The sequence below is a fragment of the Aureimonas sp. D3 genome, from assembly GCF_001463805.1.
In the GTDB taxonomy this organism is placed as follows: Bacteria; Pseudomonadota; Alphaproteobacteria; order Rhizobiales; family Rhizobiaceae; genus Aureimonas; species Aureimonas ureilytica_A.
Genome location: NZ_BBWM01000082.1, coordinates 1 through 19,310 on the forward strand (window position 1 = coordinate 1; position 19,310 = coordinate 19,310).

The window sequence follows — 19,310 nt, forward strand, 5'->3', positions numbered from 1 at the left end:
TCCGAGGCCGGCGCCCGCCTCGATCGCCGTGCGCACCGCCTCGTTCGAGGGCAGTTCAAGTTCGACCGACAACGCGGTGGGATCGACACCGAAGGCTTCGAGCGCGCCTTCGAGGATCGCGCGGGTGCCCGAACCCCGTTCGCGCAGCACCCAGCGCGCCGACGCGAGATCCCGGGCCGCGACGGGAGACCCGGAGCCTCTGTGCCCTGATGCCGCGACCAGCATCAGTCGATCATCGGCGACGCGTTGCGTGCCGAGCCGGACATCGCCAAGCTCGTCCTCCACGAAGCCGAGATCGGCCGTGCCATCCAGCACCGCCTCGGCCGTGCGCGCCGTGTTGGCGATGCTCAGCCGAAGGTCGATCCCGGGATGGCAGGCCTTGAAGCGAGCGAGCATCGGCGGCAGCCAGTGGTTCGCGACCGTCTGGCTGGCGACGATGCGGAGGCGACCCCGCTTCAGTCCGGCGAGTTCTGCCAGCGCGATGCCGGCGTCCTCGGCACGGGCAAGGACGGCGCGAGCCTCGGGCAGGAAGAGCCGACCTGCCTCGGTCAGTTCGATCCGCCGTCCGACGCGGTCGAACAGGCGGACGTCGTGGCGCTCCTCCAGCGCGGCGATGGCGGCGCTCGTCGCCGACTGCGTGAGGTTCAGCGCCTTTGCCGCTTCCGTCACGTGCTCGCGCTCGGCCACGGCGACGAACACGCGAAGCTGGTCGAGCGTCACAGCGTACCACCGGAGAAGCTTGGCGCCGGGCGGTTCAGGCTGTCGTAGACGGCGGTCGCCACCGCCATCAATCGCTCGCGGGGCGCCTCGGCCGAGACGACATAGCCGAGGCCGGCGTCGCGCCAGAAGAAGGCGGAGATGCCGTCCTCCTCGACGAACTGGAACGACGTCTCGTCCTTCTCGTCGGTCTTGATGAAGAGGGTCAGCCGCGTGCCCTGGTCGTCGTCGTACATCAGCATCGCGGCGGGACCCGCGCCCGCAGGCAGGAGCCGCCCGCCCATCAGCCGATAGCCGAGCCCCGTCAGGTCCGGGGCCGACAGCCGTGTTCCCAGCCGCTTCGACAGCCATTGCAGGAGATGCGCCTCCTCTTCGGCGCGCACTTCGACGGGATGGACCACCTCGACCACGAAGGTGCGATGCGCCGCGATCGCCTCGTCGGCCATGACGGCCACTCGGGTCGGCTCCACCGGCGCGCGTAAGGCGTCGTTCGCCAGCCACCCGCCGGCGCTGCCGAGGATGAGCCAGCCCATGACGGCCGCGATGCGCAGGCGCGTGACAGCAAAGCGACCGCGCCGGGCCTCGCGGATGTTCGCGATGCGCAGCCGCGCCGGGATCGGCTCTTCCGCCTTGAAGGCCAGCCGTTCGCGCAGCGCTCGGGCGATCTCGCGGTCGCGCTCGATGGCCACGGCGATCTCCGGTCGCTCGGTGAGATAGGCCTCGACTGCGGACAGCCGCTCTAGCCCGAGCCGTTCGTCCACATAGGCTTGCAGGTCGTCCTCACCGACGGGCGCGTCCCTGCGGCTCATTTGACTCTCCTCAAGGGCGCGCGGATCCCGGTCTCCAGGATGGCGCGCAGCTTCTCACGCGCCCGCGACAGGCGCGACATGACCGTGCCGACCGGAAGCCCGATCACCCGCGCCGCCTCGTCGTAGCTCATGTCCTCGACGCCGACGAGAAGGAGGACGGTGCGGTGCTCTTCGCTCAGCGCATCGAGCCCGGCCAGGACGTCGCGAAGCCCGGCGCGGCCGTCCTGGTCGCCGTCCACCGCCGGCGGCGAGGCCATCTCGTCGAGCGCAACGTGGGGCCCACGCCGCTTGTGCTGGCGCAGGCCCGAGAGGTGGAGATTGCGCAGGATGGCGAACAGCCAAGCGCGCAGGTCGCCCTCCGGTCGACGCAGGTGCCAGCGCCCGACGGCGCGCTCCAGGCAGTCCTGGACGAGATCGTCGGCGGCGTCGCCATCGCGCACCAGCCCATAGGCGTAGCGCCTCAGGCCCGGAATGAGCGGTTCGATCCGCGCCGCGATCTCGTCGGTGGACATGCCTTACTTCGCCAGCGCGGGGTCGATCTGCCAGATCTCGTCGGCGAGCTTGCCGTCCCGGAATAGCATGACGTAGCGCACGGGGATCTTGTTGTCGTTGGCGAAGACGACATCGGCGAGGACGGTGGCGCCCTTCGGGTTCATACTCTCGGTCATGTTCACGACGTTGGCCTTCAGGCCCGTCTGCGCCTTGGCGAACTTCGCCCAGGTCGCGGCGATCTCGGGACCCGTATAGGTGCCATCGAGCGGACCGCCGACCCAGTGAAGCGTTGCGGATGGCGCGTAGGCGGCGGTGACCGCAGCGGTATCGCCCTTGGCGATCGCTTCGATATGCGCCTTCGCCATGTCGCCGGCGGGCCCCGCAAGCGCGGCCGAAGCCCCGGCGGAGAGAATGGCGATGGCTGCGAGGAGGGTCTTCATGGCTCGGTGTCCTTCGGTTCGGCCGAGATTGGCCCACGGAAGACGACGGGGAACGGCGCTTATTCCCAAAGGACTGAAAATTTGAGACGAGCGGGGTCAGTTCGGCGTTTCAGACGGAACGTCCGCTAACGGCGCAAGCTGAAAGGGCGACAAACGGCTTCGAAGGGTCGAGAGCGGATGGACCGCTTCCAGGCGTCCGCTTTCTCCGCGGTCCGAGACCGGACGGGGTGGAAAGAAGATGGTCCGCTTCGAAGCCAGCGCTGATCAAAGCCGACCTTCCGGTACCTTCCAGGCCTACGCCGCCCTCATTATGCACCTGGTTTCTGCACCATCTAACCCATTGGCGGTACTGGTCTCGTTCCGACGTGCAAAAATATTGAATTTTGCAACGACTGGACGGCCGTGCTTACGGAGTAGAGGCGCAGACGTTGCGGCGAACGTTGAAACGGTAGGTAGCCTTGAGACAGGCTAGGAAAACGTTCGCTTGTCCGCAGTTGCCTATAGGTCAGCTATGTGTATTTTGGGTCTGTACATAACTGAGATCAGGGAGGCCATTAATGAGTGCGTCTGATGAAATCAGTAAGGAAGCAGCTATTAAGGAGCTGGGCCGCTATTTCCAGCTTAGAATTCCCGGTGCCCCAATGTTCAGCGATTATATCGATGACGTTTGGCACGATATGATGGCAGATCGCGAAGCCTATGATGAGTTCGCAAGGACGAATTGGGGACAGCTTGTTGAGCACCACGAATTCGAAGAAGGCGACGCCGTATATGCTGAAATACCTTGGGTAAAAGACTACGAACAGAAATTCGGCAAACTTCCCGCCGTTTGGTTCGCACGATCTGATGGATCAATCGATACCGAGCTTCAGACAGAATACCAAGAAACTGGAAAAATAGAGAACACACCGCCAAGGAGGTCGTCTTTAATGACTTGTCTGTGTCGCCCTGATCCGCATCCGATCTGAGTTCATCTGATTGCAAACCGGCTGCGCTGCCTATGGCGCAGCCGTAAAATGTATGCCTGTGCTGTACCGACCAGATCACTGCGAAGCCCACGTCCGTCACCTTGGGGACCTTGCGGTAAGCTTAAGTCAGAGCGGAAACAATGTCGCGCGGCCTCGTAGCCGCGTAGATATTGTTCCATAATGGCCATTCTGCCACTCGACGCGATAGCTGTTGAACTCAACGAATGTCGGCTTATAGGAGCCGTTTAGCGTGCGCGGAACGTCTCCAAGGCTTCGATAGTCGTCGTCGCCTCCCGTCAAGGAGATAAGACGCCGCCCCTTTCGGCGGCGTCCTTCGATAGACTGCTAACCCAGATGCAACGATGCCCCCTTCGATCAGGCGAACAGAACGTCGTCAAAATCCGAGCCCGTCGCCAGGTCGAACACGCCCGCGATCTTGATCGTTTCCACAATGGAGGAGTCGGCACTTTTCACGACGTATTTGTCGGTCGCACCAACGCGGGTCAGAGACGCACCCTCACCGTAGCCGACGAACATGAGAACATCGCCACCTGTTTGGCTGGCACCGGTGAAGTCGCCAACGACGTCGCCGTTCGCTTCGCCGGCGCGGAAAACGAAGGTGTCCCTTCCACCGCCTCCATAGAGGGTATCCGCACCGCCGCGACCGTCGAGGAGATTGTTCCCGCTATTGCCGCCCATGTAGTTGGAAAGCGAGTTGCCGATCCCTTGCGTGTTCCCGCTGTGCACGAGTTGCAGGTTCTCAACGTTGTCCGTCAGCGTGTAGCTGATCGTGGAGATGACGCGATCGGTGCCTTCGCCAACGCCTTCCACAACGCGGTCGCCTACGTTGTCCACGATATAGCTGTCGTTGCCGCGTCCGCCGACCATGATGTCGGCGCCACCTCGACCATCGAGCGTGTTGTTGCCGCTGTTGCCCCCGATGTAGTTGGCAAGATCGTTGCCCGTGCCGGCGGTGTTTCCTGAACCGACGAGCTGAAGGCTCTCAACGTTTGCTTCCAGGGTATGGCTGAGCGAGGTGATCACCTGATCGTAGCCTTCGCCGGCCTTCTCGCTCACGACGTCCCCGGCCTTCTCGATGAAATATCGATCGTTTCCAAGGCCCCCGGCGAGCGTCCAGGGAGCATTCGTGGGCGCCCGAAGCGTGTCATTTCCGTCAGTGCCCCGATACACATGGTCACGAAGGTCTTGGATCGTGAATGTGCCTTCGATGAAACTCACGATCTCCATGTTCTCCGCAGACAACGGATAAGCGGGGCGTGTTTCTGAAGCGGAGTCGAGATAGATGGACGTCCCGATGATTCTGACGTTGTAGTTGGAGAGGGAGACATTGGTCACCCAGGTATCAATACCCGCTCCCCCATCGATGGTGTCGCTCATAGGGATATAATAATAGTTATGATAGCTGATGCCGCTATGGATGGTGTCGTTCCCGTCTTCTCCAAAGAGCTGACTTCCTCCACCGCCATAAATGGTGTCGTTCCCTGCGCCGCCGTAGATCGTAGCCCTCTCGTTACCAGGCGACAGAACATCATTGCCTCCTAGTCCGAACACCACGTAATACTGTTGGTCACGTGGATTTCCCGAATATGGCGGGTACAGGTTGTCATCACCTTCGGTTCCAACGAGGGTGTATTCGTCCAACACCTCAGGAGGCATGACATTCATGCTTGTTTGATTCGAAGCGCTCTGTGCAACTGAAGTCGCCATTTAGTCCCCCGCGATAGACACACATTTCGTTAACTTACCGAAACGTATGAATTGCACGTCCACACTCTATGGGTGATGACGGAAGGGCAATACCAGAGAGCTAAGGCGCTTCAAACAGAAAGCCGCGTCTGCCTGACATAGCCCTATGACTTGTCGTATCGCGACGTATGGCCTCCGGCCATTCCCACGAGGCGGCCCGAGTAATGGGCGATCGTCAGAAGGTTCTTGGCGATGGGATCCTTGCGCAGTTTTGGCAACGATAAGGCAAACCGAGCGAGCGCACCGACGCTGCCCTTGACGGCCAGCCGCCACGTCGCGCCCGTGCCATCATAGCTTTGATCGATTTTCGACATGTAGATGCCGGTCGTATAGTAGCGTTTCAGCACCGTAGCGGGGCGCAGCTGCTCCGCGGGCGGCTCGTAGACCAATGCCTCTTCACACCAGACCATCTCTCCCCCAGCCGCTTGAACTCGGCGGAACAAGTCGTAGTCCTCTCCACCGGAGGCTTTATAGGCGTTGCGGAAAAGAGGGCGTTCCACGAGGTCGAGAAGGCGGCGTGAGATGAGAAGGTTCTGCGCGGTACGCAGGAGCTTGGTCGGCCCTGTCGCGGCCCCGCGACGGCTGGCAAAGATGCTGTTGCGCGCAAGAAGCCCGGCATCGGGCGGAAGCAAGCCTTCAACCGGCCCGCCCACAAGGTGCGGCTCGTAAGTGTCGGCGCAGGCGAGAAGGGTCGCCAGCCAGCCTTCGGACACATACCCATCGTCGTCCATCATGATGAGGCGGCGCCAGTCGGGCGCTTCCCGCATAGCCGCGTCCACGAGAGCGTTGCGGTTGGGAGAAAGGCCACGCTCGGACACGGGCAGATAGATGAAGCGCTGCCCGGCCTCGCGCGGAAACTCGGAGACGAGCGTCTCAACTACGGGATCGCAGTCATTGTCGGCGACGATAAGCGTCAGCTCACGACCGGCGATTTCTGGTTGGAGGCTTTCGAGCAATCTCAGCAGGAGACCAGGGCGCCGAAAGGTAGGTATCCCGATGACAAGATCCGTCATGCCCAAATCGATCCCATCTGCGTCCCATCGGCTTCGAGCGATGCTTCAACGACCTGATGTAGACGCTCCCATATCGCGACGCACACGCGTCGGTTCTTCATACTTCATTCTTTAGAGGACGGGTGAAGTTTCTTTGTTACACGACGGGTCGCCACGTGTCTGTCCAACAACGAAGTGGCTTCTCGAGTTAAATGATAAGCCTCTATTAGCGTCGTGTGCCCCTGGGGAATACGCTTGGGCTTTTAAACTGGTACGTGCTATTTCACACGCTTATAGAGCGTTCAGATTGCGAACGGTGTCTGGCATGTTCAAATTTTTGCATTGGTTTTTCGGTGCTCGGCGATCGAGCGAGTGGGAGGCGATTGTCCAGTTGTCTCCTGTGCAGGTGGACACAGGTGAAGTTTGCAAAGAGGTCGTCATGACCCGTTGGATCAACGGCGCTCGTCAGTACAGGCGCGCAACCGAGCAGGAGGTCGCCGACTTCGTTTCCGGCGACGCTTGGTAAATTCGCCGGGGGGAAGTGATTGGGGCGGATAGCCCCATCACAAGCCCCCATTGGCAACAGCTCCAGCGCCGGAAATCAAACACGCCGGTTGCTATGAATGTAGTTCGGCCCCGTAGAGCGGACTGCAAGCGTACGGAACAGGAGAAGCAGATACCCCTCGATCGTGGCGATGAACACGCCTCGCCCCTCCGAGATGCTGGCGACCAGGATCGCGAACGCAAACATGGCGCAGACGGCGGATTCAGGGGTGCGATGCCGGAACGGAGCCACGAACGCCATGTAGGCCAGCGCCGACACATAGGCGGTCACCCCCAGAATGCCGCCTTCGCCGAACGACAGAATGTAGGCGTTGTGAGGCTGCCTGATATTGCCCAGCTCCTTCAACATGTAGAACAGGGTCATGACGGTTCGGGATTCACCCGAGAAGGAGCCGGGTCCAAGGCCGATGAACCAGTTCTTGTAGGCTTCGCTGAGGTAGGCCGACCAGATTTCGGTTCGCCCGGTCAGGGTCGGATCTCGTCCCAAAGTCTGCGTGATGTCGGTCCAGTTGGTCAGAACGAACACAACCAAGGACGCCACGCTGACGATGATGATTGTCGACGCAATCGGAGTCGTGACACGGGCACGCAGGATCGCAATCACCAGCGCCATGTAGCTGATCGCACCAAACGCGATCATGAGCGCTCCCATCGATCCAGACATGAATAGGCAAACGGCCGACCCGATGCCCAGCAACGCCGTTCTGAGGCGTCCGATCGTGGGATGGAATGCGTAAGCGCACAAGAAGCCGCACATGGCGAGAAAGCCGAACGTGTTCTTCTGCGTGAACAAGCCAACCCAAACCGTCTCGCCGCCGTAGACTGAGACACCGATGGTCGGATTGAGGATCGACATGACAATGGACGCGAGAACGAGCACCATCAACGTGTTGGTGATGATGAACGCGATCGATCGCGGTTTCAGCACGGCGGCCGAGGCGAAAGCGCTCAGGAACATCAGTATCCAGAACGTGATGGATCGTACCGCGATCAGGATATTTTCGCCCAGCAACCCGGATATGACCCCCACCCCCAAAAACGGGAGGAAGGGCATCAGCGCGCGCAGAGGAGCTCGGTACGTATATCGAGACAGGTAGACGGCAAATGCCAGGGATATGCTCCCCCACACCAGATATCGGAACGGTGTCCCGAACATTTGCTGGCCTTCCAGCGATGCCGAGCTAGCGTCGAAGCCGCCCCAATACCAGGCGCCACTGAACTGGATGATCGATAGAACGATCAAGAGCTTGAAGAGGCCGCGATCTAGGAAGGCGTTGGCTGCGCGATCGATGCTGTTGTCGGTCCGCTGGTAGGGGACATTCACCATGACGGACCTGCGCCGAGTTGGGCGTATCGGACGCCAGGTTCAAATCTCAAACGGGATGCCGTCAGCTTTCTGAGGGTCATAACGCGCCTTCGGTCTCCGTCACTGCCTGAACTCGCCTGCCCGTTTATACCACAGGACGCTATGGCTGAATTGCGCCGGCAAGGTCAGCCATTTGATGGTCCCTGGAGCCCTTTTTCGGGATGGGGTCGCGCTCGAACCCAAACGGCCAGCCGAGGCTATCCGGCCATTCGGTACGCTTCCGGCCTTGCAAGTCCGCTCGGCGCTCTTCCCTGGAAGCCTTGCCTTGATCGCACTGCTGATGCTTATGAACCGCTGGACCAAGATCGAGAGCTAAAGCAGCCGCGTCAAGCCAGCCGGGCGCTACCGTGGAGGATGAGCCACCACGGCCGAGGCAACGGCTTTGCTCTCCTTGGAGGTGATGCAGATGTGGTTCTTTCCACTGAACATCACGCTAAAAGTGAAGAAGACCCGGAGCGGCTGGCAGGCTGAACTCCGGGTCCATCTCTTCATCTAAGCGTACCGGGCGTCAGGGCAGCAACCCTGGCGTCCACCTCCACAAAATATCCCCCTCCCCGAGCGTTTTCAAGGATCATCCTCGATGACGCCTGACCGCTTATTCGCGCCTTGCCGTCACTGGAAGGGTATGGTCTTCGCGCGCCGTATGCTCCAATCACCGCGCGTTCCGGCACCGTACATCGAGGCGTTCTTCCCTGGCAGCCTTATGGATATCTGCTATCGAGTGGGTTCAAAAATAGCCCTATTGCGACCCATGCTCGCAACGGATCGGTGCTGGAATGAACAAGACCATCTACGAGCTCCAAATCCTTCGCTTCATCGCGTCGATGATGGTTTTGATCAGCCACGTCCAGCATGAAGCGGGAGAACAGCGCTTCCTCAATCTGGCGAGCTACACGCCGATCAACCCCGTCTATTGGGGCGCTGGCGTGGACGTGTTCTTCGTGATCAGCGGCTTCATCATGTACCATCTGTGCCGCGATCAGTTCGGCCTAGTGGGGGCGCCGGCGAACTTCCTCGTTCGACGCCTCGTGCGGATCGTGCCTCCCTATTGGGGGGCAACCGTCTGTATGCTTCTGGCCATCTGGTTGTTCGCCGGGCACATCAGTCATGCGGAAATCGACCCCTGGCATGTCTTGGGATCCTTCCTCTTCTTCCCGGTCGAAAACCCCTACGGTCAGTTCTACCCGATCATGATTTTGGGTTGGACGCTCCAGTTCGAGTTCCTCTTCTACGTCGTGTTTTGCGTCGGGCTGTTTTTCAGCAGGAAGGTCGGCCTGTCGATCATCGTGGGCGTCGTGACCCTCCTCGGCCTCTCGCCTCTGGTCATCCATTTCCAATCCGGGCCTATGGCATTCTGGTCGAACTCGATCGTTCTGGAGTTCGTCTACGGCATCGCTCTGGCAGAGATCCGCGCCCGTGGCTTCCGTTTCTCCGCCGCCAAAGGATGGCTGGTCTTCGCGGCTGGATGTGGTCTCCTCTCGCTGATGCACGTCGTGGGAATGCACTTCGAATACGGGTTGAGAGCCGTTTGGGTTGGCATTCCCGCGCTTGTGATGTGCGCTGGCCCGGCGCTGATCGCGCAGAGGGATCATGCGACTAACGGCCTGTTCAAGCGCGCCCTCGTGTTCGGAGGAGATGCCTCCTTCGCGCTATACCTCTCCCATCCTTTCTCCATTAATTTGGTGGCGATCGCGGCCTCGAGGCTCGGTGTCAACAATCCTTGGACATACGTAGCCCTGGCGACGGCGATCGCCCTCTTCGGCGCAGCGCTGGTGTACGAGCTTATCGAGCGACCTCTGACAACCCGGTTGAGCAGAGCCCTGCACATGCGTAGACCCCGCGTCCTCGAAGCTGTGCCCGAGCGAACGTAACCGAGATCGGAAGGGAAGCCATAGAGTCATCAGGTGGCGTGCAGGCGCCCTTGACGGTGATACCTCCGAAGCAGCCGACAAGCCCCCTTATCGTGTGGGGCGCTCATGCTTGAGCGCAGCTGCATCCACGACTAGACCCTTGGCCAAGCCCGCTATTGGGTCTGCGAGATATCGGTGCCCGCCGCAAAAGGCAGCTGCTTCACGATCCGCTTTGCGAGCTCGATGGAGCCCTGTTTCGTGAGATGACCGTAATCCCACTGCATGGGATCACCGTCTGAAGTCGTCGTCTGGCAGACGCCATTGGGGCACATCAGATCGTAGATCGAGATGTATGGCACGGACACGCTCGCCATTCGCTCCCTCAGCAACCCATCGACGATTTTGGGATATGAATCCAGACGCTCAGCGGGAAGCTCTGGGTGATGACTGCGTTCGGCTTCCGCCAGAATGCGAGCCAAGGCGATCTGGTATTCCACGATCGGGCCTGAAACGATGACGTTCCAGCCATCCGCCTTGAGCTTTGCAGCCGTCGCGGTGACATAGGGCAGGTCGTCTAGTGACCAGCGACCCGACAACAGCACGAGCGAAGGATGAAGCTCATTGAGCCGCTCGAAGATCCCATTCATGAACGCGACGCAGTTGGGAAGGCCCTTCCCGTCGATCACGGGTTTGCACCCGGTGGAAGCGGCCTGCATGACGTTCATGGAGGGCAGAGCCTCCTTCAACCCGATCCAGAGATGCGCCGCATGGCTGTCCCCGATCAAAAGGAGATTGGGCTTCGCAGGATCTCGGGCCAGGCAGACATCGGTGGAAAAATCTGAGGCAGATTGGATGTTGCTGTCGATAAAGCAGGTGCCGCGTCGATAAACGGCGGCATCGTCATATTCCAAGTTCGATGCCATCGCCGCGACCTGCGGTGTGAACCGCGACGGGAACCCGCTACCGAACAGAACAGCGAACCCGAGAACGATCCCGATGGCAGAGAGGGATAGGTTTGTCGCCCATAGCCGAGAGCGCGACATCACTCCTGGCTTCCGGAAGGGTCGCTCCACAAAGTGCCAGGACAGGAAAGACAGGACCGCAGTCAGGGGCAGCAAGACCCAACTGTCCTGAACCTCCAGCGGCCGATCGAACCAGAGATGGGCAAAGGCAGCGATAGGCCAGTGCCAGAGATAGAGCGAATAGGACATGAGCCCGATGACGACCATCGGCCGCATGGACAGGAGGCGAGCGACCCAGCTCGTTCCATGCTCCCCAGCATAGAGAACGGCCGCAGCGCCCAAGACGGGCGGTAGCGCGCGAAACCCAGGGAATGGCGCTCCAGACTTGTAGAAAAGCGCAGACGCCAGGATCGCACCCAATCCGAGAATGGACACGATCTCACGCGACCAGCGTGCCCTGAGGGCTGGCAGTGGCGCGAGAGCGAGGAAGGAGCCGACCAGCATCTCCCAAAAACGCGGAGGCGAGAGATAGAAGGCTGCCGCTGGCTGCGATCGTACAAGCCAAACCGAAAGCGCGAACGATACGAGACCGATCCCGACGATCAGCGGCACGACGAGACGCCGGCTGTAGCGATAGGCCAATACCAGGAAGAGCGGGAACACCAGGTAATACTGCTCTTCCACCGCCAGCGACCACGTGTGCAGGAGGGGTTTGATCTCGACGTCTGGTCGGAAATAGTCGCTTAGAAAGTAGAAAAAGAAGTTCGAAGTGAACGCGAGGGTGGAGGCTATGCTGCCCCCGAGTTCCTTGTATTCCGTGGGGTAGAGACCCCAGAGCCCATAGACCGCCGTGGCCAGAAGGACGACGAAGAGGGCCGGAAAAATCCGGCGGATACGGCGCTCGTAGAACGAGAGGAAGGAGAACCTGCCTTGTTCGATCTCGCGGGCGATAATTCCGGTGATGAGATAGCCGGAGATGACAAAGAAGACATCGACGCCGATGTAGCCACCCCCGAAAGAGGTGAACTTAAAATGATAGAGGATTACGCTGAGAACAGCGATCGCTCGAAGGCCGTCAATGTCTTCCCTGTAGGTCATCGTCGCCCGTCCACCGCCAAAGTGTGCGGTGCGGCATAGCATGTCGCCCTGATGTTATCGATTGCGTTCTCACGCCGCTCGATTGGACAGACGGATCGTCCTCTTCCAAGAGGAGTCGGTCCAGGGGCTACCATACTCGAAAAGCCTCGCAACGGAGCCTATGAGAAGAGCAACACAGTTTCTGGTGATCGTGTAAAGAAGAGCATCGGATCATCAGCCGCTGCATTCGAACGCAAATGAGGGGAAGAGGTGGTGATCAGAGCTATCGGGACCATGAATTGCCTTTTAGGTCTCGCTGCGTTGGCTTTTCTGAATTGCGGCTCCCCGGCCTACGCTGTCACCTCGAACTGTCCCGACAGCTTCCTTCAGGGGCAGGCACCAGATTTCAACCGTCTGGCTCAGGCAATGCCCACGCGCGAACTCTGCTTTCGCCAATTCGCCGTACTTCATTCCGGCATAACTCGAACCCCACTCTGGGTCGGTGAGCATCTGACGGCTGCCCAGGTCGAGGCGGCCGAGGGCATGTCCCGAACCAATCGATTTCACGCAGAGAAGGCTCTGCCCCCTTCAGAGCGATCCGAGCTGGTGGACTACAAGGGGTCTGGCTTCGATCGGGGCCATATGGCCCCCTCCGGCGATATGCCCGATGCAAAGTCGCAAGCCGAGAGCTTCTCGCTCTCCAACATGGTCCCGCAAAATCACCGGCTTAACACCGGCCTATGGAGCCAGATCGAAGAAACGGTGCGTGACGTCGCCTCCATGGACGGTGAGGTGTGGATCGTCACCGGCCCTTTGTTCATTGGCCAGGATGTCCAGGCCATAGGCACGAACAATGTCCTCGTTCCGACCATAGTCTGGAAGGCGGTCTATGATCCCAAACGAGGCGGAGCGGCCGTGTATGTTGCCGACAACGACGACACGCCCAATTGTCGCATCATGAGCGTCGAAGCGTTCAAGACCATGAGCGGCATCGAGATATACCCATCATTGCCCGTAGGAACGCAGCGCTTGGCGCTGACGCAGCCACGGGCCTGTCGTCAGGAGTAGGCATGACACGCGACAAGCATTCGGAGACCGAAGCGGCTCAAGGCGCGTCCTCCAGTTCGCAGGGATCGAACCCTTTCCATCCTTTTGCTAATGACAGCGTGGCTCTGACGGTTGGCGGGCTCACAATCGAGAACGGCACGGATCGGGTTTCGATCAGCGGCTCGATTGACTTAGCTCTCAACAAGCGGGGCCTCGAACAAGCGCGTGAACTGAAAACAGCGATCAACGCGATTGTGGACGCGCTGGAGAAGAAAGGCGATTTGCCGGAGACTTCCGCCGATCAGAATGCCCCAACCAAGCGCGTTCGTAATCCATTCGGCTGATCGCTTGGGATCAGTTCCAAGCAGAAGTATGGCAGGAGATGGCGCCCTTGATGCGCTCAGCGGCCGGGGCTGGTGTGGAGGCGAGCCATATGGTCAAGGCCGCAGCGCCAGCTATCGCTAGCCCATGCCAAGGGCGCCAAAATGTGCGAGTTGCAACAGGAAGGGATGGCTCCTCAGGCTTGTCGGCCAATCTCTCGAACAGCGCCCGCTCCATGGCTTCTCGCTCTCGAATAATTCGCTCCATCGATATATCGATCGGCCGCCCCTCTACGACATCCGCGAGCGCAGCCCATGCGTGCTCCTGATCGAGAGTTCGGAGTTTCGTATCCGCAATAGGACGGGTCATGGGATCAGTCCAATGAGATGACTTTGGGCGAGAACGTCTGCGACTTCTTTCCCCCTGTCACGGCTCCCGTAAGCGCCCGAGGCGTACCCACACCACTCTTCAGCCAGCACTGCTTCTTTGGTTTGAGATAGGTGAAGGCGACACAGCGAGCATCCGTCACACAGGCGCGACGGCAATCCAGTTGCGATGTAGCAGGATGAGGCCGGCGCGAAAGGTCCATGCCCGGTATGTCCACATCCTGATAAAGGTCCGAGTTTGGATCGATAACGTCGAGCGTCATGGACGGGGGATCGCGCTCGGAGCGTGCGAGCAACTGACCTGAGAAGGCTGCGGAATTGCCATCCACCTCGCCGCGACCAGACTTCATGAAGCAGTTCGGCCCTCGCCCCGGCCGGGTCTTCATATTGAAGGTGAAGGCTTTGCACGATCCGCCCATCTCGAAGCACTTCACAGCGCAAGCCGGAGCGTCAGCCACGCTCGCCGTTCCGACATCCTCACCGAAGAAGTCGAGGCCTGCGTAGATCGCCATCCGCGTCGGCTGGCGCGTGTAGGTTTCGAGCGTCGAAAGAGCTGCTGACGACCGATCGGAGAGCGCTGGTGCGGCTGCTGCAATCCCTTCCGAAAGCTTAGCGGCTTCCTTGGGTTCGGCGTCCGCACTTGTAATCGATGGCGAGGGCTGCGGGGATGCACGCTCCGAGCCGGCGACTTGCGGTCCGACTTGCTCGACGCTGCCGCCCTTGTTGTTGATCCCAAAGCGCACGACTTCTTCGGGCGAGAAGAAGTGCATGTCATCGGGCGGCGTACGGAACATGATCGTTACCACGCCGATCGGCGTCTCAAAGCGGTTCAGCGTATCGATCACGTCCGCAATCGACATCTGTGCACTTTCGAGATCTGGCTTCTGCGACCACATTTGATGGACGCCGAGCCGACCATCGGCTTGCCGCTCGTGCCCTGCCAAAAAGATGTAAGAACAAGCAGATGCGCAGGTCGAGCCCTCAGGAATGAGCGTCGCAAGCTTACGGGTGTGAACGTCGTCCGCGATCAGAAGACCAGCATCGACACTCCCACCAGGGCTGTTCAGAAGGAGGATCTTCGCATTAGGGGCGGCGAGCAGAGCACGGCGAAAGGCCAGCGCTGAACCTGACGTCAATTCGCCGTTGAGCTCGATAACATCGGGGCGAGCCGGGTCCAGTCGGAAAGGGGCCAGAGCCGAGGGTTCGGCAGCTGCGGCGAGATCGACGCTCAGCAACGAGAGAAGGCCAACGGCCAAGCTTAGAAATCGGCTCAGCATCCGATTTCAGCCCTGATCCTATCGACCTCCGCCTTCGAATGGCAGACCGTTTCACAGGGGATACCGTCTCCATCCCTATCAGCTCGCCTGTAGCCGCTGCACCAGAGCTCTACAGCCTCTCGGCACGTCGATACCGATTTGCATGTCCTGCCAGCCGCGACGCGGTAAGTCTCAAGCTGAGCGAGGATTGAACCAGACTGCTCTGGATGGATCGGCGTCGCCTCCACCGCATGAACTGGACCGCTAGCGAGCATGAAGAAGGCGACCAATGCCGCGAAACTGAAGCGTCCCATAAGCTCCTCCCGATTAAGGCAGGATTGTGTCTTCACGCCCCGAGGTTGTCTATGGGGCGAGAGGGGCCGCGTGGCGCTTTATCCACTCTTCCATATGTTCGGAGCGAGACGTTCGCAGACGCTGGAGCGGGACCATGTGCAACCTCTACTCCTTGACCAAAGGCCAAGCCGCGATCCTGGCGTTTACGCGTGCGATGAAGGACAGGACAGGCAATCTGCCACCCATGCCCAGCATTTTCCCCGATCAAGCCGCGCCGATTGTGCGCCTGGTGGAGGGAGAGCGAGAATTGGCGATGGCGCGCTGGGGGATGCCATCTCCCGCCTTCGCCCTGAAGGGCAAGGCGACCGACCCAGGTGTCACCAATATCCGCAACACGGGCTCGCCGCATTGGCGTCGCTGGCTGGGGCCAGCGCATCGGTGCCTCGTGCCGTTCACCAGCTTCTCCGAATACGACACGGACGAGAACGGCAAGAAGGTGCCGGTCTGGTTCGCAGCCAACGAGGAGCGCCCTCTGATGGCCTTTGCGGGCCTCTGGACGCAGTGGACGAGCACACGGAAGAAAGCGGAAGGCGAAGTCACGGTGGACGCCTACGGCTTTCTGACCACCGAACCGAACGGCGTGGTCGGGCCGATCCATCCCAAAGCCATGCCCGTGATCCTGACAGAGCCGGAAGAGTTCGAGGTTTGGCTGCGGTCGGACTGGAAAGAGGCGTCAGCGCTCCAGCGGCCTCTACCTGATGATGCGTTGCGGATCGTGGCGCGTGGACATCGGAATGACGGCGAGGTCTAGCCTCTCTGCAGTTGGTCCTCAGAAGGCAGTTCTGCCGGATTGGTGTTGTTCACGACGTAATCGATCATCTGGCGAGCCAGAGCCATTTCACGCATGGCAGAGTCGAGACGGCTCAACGCCACATTGATCAACGCACGCTCTGCATCTTTCTCATTCGCTTCGCCCATAGCACACCCGTTCGCCACACGCTCAAATTACCTTTTCTTGAAAATATGGCGCACAAGTTGTTATTTCGTGAGAAGGCTATTGGTCCTGTAGAGCATCTCGTTCAGACGACTTCACGATTGCGTCAACGAGGTCAGCCAGTCGCTTCTGGATGATGGGAGGCAAGTGATCGACACGCACGACATGAAGGCTGGAGTGTTGGGCCTGCAAACTTCCAGCACCCTTTTCCGAAGACAAAAAGCCCGGAAGCCCTTCGAAAAATTCGGAAACCTCAGCCCCAAGCACGCGAGCCAGACGAACCAGTCCGCTGGTGGAAAGTCGGTTCGAACCGGACTCATATTTGTAAATCTGCTGATGGCTTATACCCAGTTGCTCACCCAGCACAGACATGGGTAGACTGGCACGCTGGCGCAGGTCACGCAGCCTGCGCCCCAGATGGATATCGATTTCATAGCTTTCTGGTAGGTCGTCCATGAGCCCCCCGCGCTGCACTTCGGACGCGCAGGAAGCCGTATGCACGTCAGGACGCAACTAACAGATCGGTTAGGTTGCGCTCTGACGGTTGGCGAGGTGCTCTCGGGCTAACCCGATTTCTGCGGGATCCAACTTGGCCGCGTTGGCAAAGTCCATCAGCGTCGGCTCGTGTCCCAGGATGAAATCGAGCAACCCGACGAAGAAGGCGGGCTTGGTCGCTTCCGTGCGGAGTTGCTCGATCGTCAGGCCCGTCAGGTCCAAGAAACGCGTGAGAAGCTCGCCATTGCCCGCCAGAAACGACAGGGCGTCGATCCCGATCGTTTCCGCGTCCTTGCCCGAGCCAACGGGTCGTTTGCCCTCACGGATCATTTCGCGAGCCCTCGCCTGACGTAGCCAGCGGAAATTCGGTCGGAATAGGCTTCCTGCAACGAGCGTTGCCCCAGGATCAGCGCGCCAACCGCGACACGAGCGTCACCGCCACACGTGCGGATGGCTTCGTCAATCGCCTCGTCTAGATCGTCCTTCAACGACAGGTCCGTGATCCGTTCTGCAATTCTCGACATGGCCCCGCCTCATGAATCAGTGCGCCGACCATGACTCCGAACGGCCTTGCTGAAAAGACGATGTTCCTAGTTTGTTCACAGGATTAGGAATGAGGTCCGTGCATGGTGCAGGCAATACGGAATTTCGAGGAAGGGCTGCGCAAGGGCCTGGGCATCGTCATACGCTGCGATCCCTGCAACGCGCGCACGATCTATCGCTGCCTTGATTTTCAAGGGTTCATCGCGCCCGGTGCCGACATTGAGGCGCTGAACTGACGGTGTGCAGGCTGCCGAACACGGTCCACCTATGTCCGCTACACGCTTCTGGACAAGCTGGAGCGTGAGAGCTTGGCGCAGTGGAAGGCGCCACCTGCGATGCGACGACGCTTCTGACCTGTAGAGCATCGATTAGCTTGGAGCGATGAAGCGCGCACGACGTTAGGTTCGCTTAAAAGGCAGCGATATTCGCTGTCCATCAGAACGGAGATAAGCGATGCAGCTCCCCAGCGGCGCGACGGTTGCAGTGGTCGACGGTCAGAAACTCAGCCTGTTCCGCAACAGCGGCGACGAAGGCCGGCCGAACCTGACCGCCCTCCCCACGGAGTCCGTTAACACCGACAACAAGAGCGGGGGCAAAGGTCACGCCAGCAGTTCTGCCAACCCGGATGACAGCACGCAGGATGAAGACGGCTTTGTGGCTGGGGTGACCGACATCCTGAACAATCAGGCCATTTCCGGGAAGCTGACGAAACTCGTGGTCATCGCAGCGCCCAAGGCGCTTGGTGAAATGCGGAAACACTACCACGCCAAGCTCAAGGAAGCCCTCGTCGGCGAAATCTCAAAGGATCTGACGGGGCAGACCAGCGCCGACATCGAGAAGGCGATTGCCGCCGCCTAAACATTCAGTTCGATTTCTAGCCACCAAGGCGTCGCTTTTTGAGCGACGCCCCTTTTGTTTGAAGAGGGATCCTGATCTCGTGAAAGCGGTACTAGGCGTCTGCAAACGAAAGCGCCCTCGCCGGGGGAGGACCGGCAAGGGCGTTGGAGAGAAGCCGAAGGGTGGGAGAAACCGCTCGGCCGGTTCACTTCAGGTGGGGGAGGAGCAGCTGAAGCGAAAGGGGGAAACTTAAGAGCGGACCGCCTGACGGGCGATGGCCGGGATGTCGGAGCGGGCAATCCCGAGGTCCGAGAGTTCGCGTTGCGAGAGACGGTTCAGTTCGGCGGCCGTGTTGCGATACTGGCGCCAGGTGCTGAAGGAGCGAGCGAGGGACATGGTGTCTTGCCTTTCGTGTCCGGCCTCTCATCGGTGGTGGCCGGCATGTGCGTGTTCTTCCGATGCCCAGAACCTACGCCTCGCTTCCCTTCCGCAGTAGCGCAAAGGTCGAAGGGGAGCCTTGCAGCAGTTCGCTATCGAGGGCTCTCAGGTCCGATATGCGGTCGCCGCATGGGTTGCGCTGTTCGCTTTGGGATACCTCGTGTCGAAGTGAGCACAGCCTGCCGATAGCGAACCGGCCTATCCAATTCGGGCGCGCAGTTCGCGAGTGCCCTCAGATCGGCCGACGCTGAAATGGCATGCACCAGGGGCAACCAACACGGGGCAGCATTAGAATGGCCAATCGCTTCGGATTTCTTTCTTTGTCCGCCATCATGACACTCGTCTATTGTGCGAGACACCGCTCCTCATCAATCGCTTTGGCCGCAGTCGCAGCCGTCCTCGTGATGCGCGAGCCAGTTCATGCCTGCACATATGGCAATGAGAGGTTCTATCTAACGACCACTATCCCTCCTAAGCTGCCTGCTGACAGCCTCGTCGCAGAGGTCGAAGTGACGTCTGTAGAACGCTCGTTTCCTCAGCTCGTTATCATCACGAAAGTGCGCTCTGTTATTTCGGGTGGCCCTGATGTCACGCAGATTGTCATAGACATGGATGAGGTATCGTCCTGCGACCGAATTCCCAACGTCGGCGACCACGGTATCCTCGCTGGTGTCCCCCATTCGCTCGTAGACAAC

At 59.9% G+C, this 19,310-nt stretch carries 23 protein-coding genes; 8 read left to right on the forward strand and 15 right to left on the reverse strand.

Annotation, left to right across the window (positions count from 1 at the left end; all coding sequences use genetic code 11):
• From AUL36_RS22320 to AUL36_RS22335, 4 genes are all read right to left on the reverse strand, one after another.
• A partial coding sequence (locus AUL36_RS22320) for a LysR substrate-binding domain-containing protein (RefSeq protein ID WP_062224398.1) occupies positions 1 to 720 on the reverse strand: 720 nt, incomplete at its 3' end.
• A complete protein-coding gene (locus AUL36_RS22325; protein ID WP_058599235.1) occupies positions 717 to 1,526 on the reverse strand; it encodes an anti-sigma factor family protein in 810 nt (269 codons plus the stop codon). The genes AUL36_RS22320 and AUL36_RS22325, both read right to left, overlap by 4 nt.
• On the reverse strand, positions 1,523 to 2,038 hold the full coding sequence (locus tag AUL36_RS22330; protein WP_058599234.1) for an RNA polymerase sigma factor: 516 nt from the start codon (positions 2,036 to 2,038) through the stop codon (positions 1,523 to 1,525). Before AUL36_RS22330 ends, AUL36_RS22325 begins: the two co-directional genes overlap by 4 nt.
• Before the next feature lie 3 nt (positions 2,039 to 2,041).
• Positions 2,042 to 2,458, reverse strand: a complete 417-nt coding sequence (locus AUL36_RS22335) for a nuclear transport factor 2 family protein (protein WP_058599233.1) — start codon at positions 2,456 to 2,458, stop codon at positions 2,042 to 2,044.
• A 557-nt stretch (positions 2,459 to 3,015) separates the two neighbouring features.
• Between AUL36_RS22335 and AUL36_RS24055 the strand changes: the two genes are divergently transcribed.
• Positions 3,016 to 3,426: a hypothetical protein gene (locus AUL36_RS24055; protein WP_156418537.1), complete on the forward strand. Its 411-nt coding sequence runs from the start codon at positions 3,016 to 3,018 to the stop codon at positions 3,424 to 3,426.
• A 375-nt stretch (positions 3,427 to 3,801) separates the two neighbouring features.
• On the opposite strand, the gene AUL36_RS24060 is transcribed toward AUL36_RS24055, so the two are convergent.
• The 3 genes from AUL36_RS24060 to AUL36_RS22355 all read right to left on the reverse strand — a co-directional run bounded on the left by AUL36_RS24060 (position 3,802) and on the right by AUL36_RS22355 (position 8,076).
• On the reverse strand, positions 3,802 to 5,154 hold the full coding sequence (locus AUL36_RS24060; protein ID WP_156418538.1) for a calcium-binding protein: 1,353 nt from the start codon (positions 5,152 to 5,154) through the stop codon (positions 3,802 to 3,804).
• A gap of 143 nt (positions 5,155 to 5,297) precedes the next feature.
• A complete protein-coding gene (locus tag AUL36_RS22345; protein ID WP_082656029.1) occupies positions 5,298 to 6,206 on the reverse strand; it encodes a glycosyltransferase family 2 protein in 909 nt (302 codons plus the stop codon).
• A 580-nt stretch (positions 6,207 to 6,786) separates the two neighbouring features.
• Positions 6,787 to 8,076 carry an O-antigen ligase family protein gene (locus AUL36_RS22355; RefSeq protein ID WP_062224406.1) on the reverse strand — a complete coding sequence of 430 codons (1,290 nt, stop codon included), beginning with the start codon at positions 8,074 to 8,076 and terminating at the stop codon, positions 6,787 to 6,789.
• Positions 8,077 to 8,891: 815 nt separating this feature from the next.
• Between AUL36_RS22355 and AUL36_RS22365 the strand changes: the two genes are divergently transcribed.
• Positions 8,892 to 9,986, forward strand: coding sequence for an acyltransferase family protein (locus AUL36_RS22365; protein WP_062224408.1), 1,095 nt, complete (start codon positions 8,892 to 8,894; stop codon positions 9,984 to 9,986).
• Between the two features lie 152 nt (positions 9,987 to 10,138).
• Here the strand turns inward: AUL36_RS22365 and AUL36_RS22370 are convergent, their stop codons facing one another.
• Positions 10,139 to 12,025 (reverse strand): acyltransferase family protein, encoded by a 1,887-nt coding sequence (locus AUL36_RS22370; protein ID WP_062224410.1) that lies wholly within the window; start codon positions 12,023 to 12,025, stop codon positions 10,139 to 10,141.
• A gap of 300 nt (positions 12,026 to 12,325) precedes the next feature.
• On the opposite strand from AUL36_RS22370, the gene AUL36_RS22375 reads away from it, so the two are divergent.
• Complete coding sequence (locus AUL36_RS22375) at positions 12,326 to 13,072, forward strand: DNA/RNA non-specific endonuclease (RefSeq protein ID WP_210168883.1); 747 nt, start codon at positions 12,326 to 12,328, stop codon at positions 13,070 to 13,072.
• 2 nt (positions 13,073 to 13,074) lie between these two features.
• Positions 13,075 to 13,395: a hypothetical protein gene (locus tag AUL36_RS22380; RefSeq protein WP_244497198.1), complete on the forward strand. Its 321-nt coding sequence runs from the start codon at positions 13,075 to 13,077 to the stop codon at positions 13,393 to 13,395.
• 350 nt (positions 13,396 to 13,745) lie between these two features.
• Here the strand turns inward: AUL36_RS22380 and AUL36_RS23525 are convergent, their stop codons facing one another.
• Complete coding sequence (locus AUL36_RS23525) at positions 13,746 to 14,993, reverse strand: PAN domain-containing protein (protein WP_244497199.1); 1,248 nt, start codon at positions 14,991 to 14,993, stop codon at positions 13,746 to 13,748.
• A 35-nt stretch (positions 14,994 to 15,028) separates the two neighbouring features.
• Positions 15,029 to 15,328 (reverse strand): excalibur calcium-binding domain-containing protein, encoded by a 300-nt coding sequence (locus tag AUL36_RS23530; RefSeq protein ID WP_306302844.1) that lies wholly within the window; start codon positions 15,326 to 15,328, stop codon positions 15,029 to 15,031.
• 134 nt (positions 15,329 to 15,462) lie between these two features.
• On the opposite strand from AUL36_RS23530, the gene AUL36_RS22390 reads away from it, so the two are divergent.
• Positions 15,463 to 16,119, forward strand: a complete 657-nt coding sequence (locus AUL36_RS22390; protein WP_062224415.1) for an SOS response-associated peptidase — start codon at positions 15,463 to 15,465, stop codon at positions 16,117 to 16,119.
• On the opposite strand, the gene AUL36_RS24065 is transcribed toward AUL36_RS22390, so the two are convergent.
• From AUL36_RS24065 to AUL36_RS22405, 4 genes are all read right to left on the reverse strand, one after another.
• Positions 16,116 to 16,286, reverse strand: a complete 171-nt coding sequence (locus AUL36_RS24065) for a hypothetical protein (protein WP_156418539.1) — start codon at positions 16,284 to 16,286, stop codon at positions 16,116 to 16,118. The two genes, AUL36_RS22390 and AUL36_RS24065, sit on opposite strands and share 4 nt — an antisense overlap.
• Before the next feature lie 76 nt (positions 16,287 to 16,362).
• Positions 16,363 to 16,758 carry a helix-turn-helix domain-containing protein gene (locus AUL36_RS22395; protein ID WP_062224417.1) on the reverse strand — a complete coding sequence of 132 codons (396 nt, stop codon included), beginning with the start codon at positions 16,756 to 16,758 and terminating at the stop codon, positions 16,363 to 16,365.
• A gap of 69 nt (positions 16,759 to 16,827) precedes the next feature.
• Complete coding sequence (locus tag AUL36_RS22400) at positions 16,828 to 17,127, reverse strand: DUF3572 domain-containing protein (RefSeq protein WP_062224419.1); 300 nt, start codon at positions 17,125 to 17,127, stop codon at positions 16,828 to 16,830.
• Positions 17,124 to 17,321 (reverse strand): hypothetical protein, encoded by a 198-nt coding sequence (locus tag AUL36_RS22405; RefSeq protein WP_062224421.1) that lies wholly within the window; start codon positions 17,319 to 17,321, stop codon positions 17,124 to 17,126. Before AUL36_RS22405 ends, AUL36_RS22400 begins: the two co-directional genes overlap by 4 nt.
• Before the next feature lie 102 nt (positions 17,322 to 17,423).
• Here AUL36_RS22405 and AUL36_RS24070 point away from each other — a divergent pair, with 102 nt between their 5' ends.
• Both AUL36_RS24070 and AUL36_RS22410 read left to right on the forward strand, forming a co-directional pair.
• Positions 17,424 to 17,576, forward strand: coding sequence for a hypothetical protein (locus AUL36_RS24070; RefSeq protein WP_156418540.1), 153 nt, complete (start codon positions 17,424 to 17,426; stop codon positions 17,574 to 17,576).
• 217 nt (positions 17,577 to 17,793) lie between these two features.
• On the forward strand, positions 17,794 to 18,198 hold the full coding sequence (locus AUL36_RS22410) for a host attachment family protein (protein WP_062224423.1): 405 nt from the start codon (positions 17,794 to 17,796) through the stop codon (positions 18,196 to 18,198).
• A gap of 228 nt (positions 18,199 to 18,426) precedes the next feature.
• On the opposite strand, the gene AUL36_RS23535 is transcribed toward AUL36_RS22410, so the two are convergent.
• Positions 18,427 to 18,573, reverse strand: a complete 147-nt coding sequence (locus tag AUL36_RS23535) for a DUF1127 domain-containing protein (RefSeq protein WP_082655613.1) — start codon at positions 18,571 to 18,573, stop codon at positions 18,427 to 18,429.
• A 335-nt stretch (positions 18,574 to 18,908) separates the two neighbouring features.
• On the opposite strand from AUL36_RS23535, the gene AUL36_RS24485 reads away from it, so the two are divergent.
• Positions 18,909 to 19,310 (forward strand): hypothetical protein (locus AUL36_RS24485; RefSeq protein WP_210168884.1); only part of this gene is annotated, 402 nt, incomplete at its 3' end.

Coding starts and splice junctions, on each gene's coding strand:
- AUL36_RS22325 (WP_058599235.1), bottom strand. CDS start 1,526: ATGAGCCGCAGGGACGCGCCCGTCGGTGAGGACGACCTGCAAGCCTAT.
- AUL36_RS22370 (WP_062224410.1), bottom strand. CDS start 12,025: ATGACCTACAGGGAAGACATTGACGGCCTTCGAGCGATCGCTGTTCTC.
- AUL36_RS24065 (WP_156418539.1), bottom strand. CDS start 16,286: ATGGGCGAAGCGAATGAGAAAGATGCAGAGCGTGCGTTGATCAATGTG.
- AUL36_RS24055 (WP_156418537.1), top strand. CDS start 3,016: ATGAGTGCGTCTGATGAAATCAGTAAGGAAGCAGCTATTAAGGAGCTG.
- AUL36_RS22335 (WP_058599233.1), bottom strand. CDS start 2,458: ATGAAGACCCTCCTCGCAGCCATCGCCATTCTCTCCGCCGGGGCTTCG.
- AUL36_RS22395 (WP_062224417.1), bottom strand. CDS start 16,758: ATGGACGACCTACCAGAAAGCTATGAAATCGATATCCATCTGGGGCGC.
- AUL36_RS22380 (WP_244497198.1), top strand. CDS start 13,075: ATGACACGCGACAAGCATTCGGAGACCGAAGCGGCTCAAGGCGCGTCC.
- AUL36_RS22345 (WP_082656029.1), bottom strand. CDS start 6,206: ATGACGGATCTTGTCATCGGGATACCTACCTTTCGGCGCCCTGGTCTC.
- AUL36_RS22410 (WP_062224423.1), top strand. CDS start 17,794: ATGCAGCTCCCCAGCGGCGCGACGGTTGCAGTGGTCGACGGTCAGAAA.
- AUL36_RS24060 (WP_156418538.1), bottom strand. CDS start 5,154: ATGGCGACTTCAGTTGCACAGAGCGCTTCGAATCAAACAAGCATGAAT.
- AUL36_RS22390 (WP_062224415.1), top strand. CDS start 15,463: ATGTGCAACCTCTACTCCTTGACCAAAGGCCAAGCCGCGATCCTGGCG.
- AUL36_RS23535 (WP_082655613.1), bottom strand. CDS start 18,573: ATGTCCCTCGCTCGCTCCTTCAGCACCTGGCGCCAGTATCGCAACACG.
- AUL36_RS23530 (WP_306302844.1), bottom strand. CDS start 15,328: ATGGGACGCTTCAGTTTCGCGGCATTGGTCGCCTTCTTCATGCTCGCT.
- AUL36_RS22355 (WP_062224406.1), bottom strand. CDS start 8,076: ATGGTGAATGTCCCCTACCAGCGGACCGACAACAGCATCGATCGCGCA.
- AUL36_RS24070 (WP_156418540.1), top strand. CDS start 17,424: ATGGTGCAGGCAATACGGAATTTCGAGGAAGGGCTGCGCAAGGGCCTG.
- AUL36_RS22405 (WP_062224421.1), bottom strand. CDS start 17,321: ATGTCGAGAATTGCAGAACGGATCACGGACCTGTCGTTGAAGGACGAT.
- AUL36_RS22330 (WP_058599234.1), bottom strand. CDS start 2,038: ATGTCCACCGACGAGATCGCGGCGCGGATCGAACCGCTCATTCCGGGC.
- AUL36_RS22400 (WP_062224419.1), bottom strand. CDS start 17,127: ATGATCCGTGAGGGCAAACGACCCGTTGGCTCGGGCAAGGACGCGGAA.
- AUL36_RS22365 (WP_062224408.1), top strand. CDS start 8,892: ATGAACAAGACCATCTACGAGCTCCAAATCCTTCGCTTCATCGCGTCG.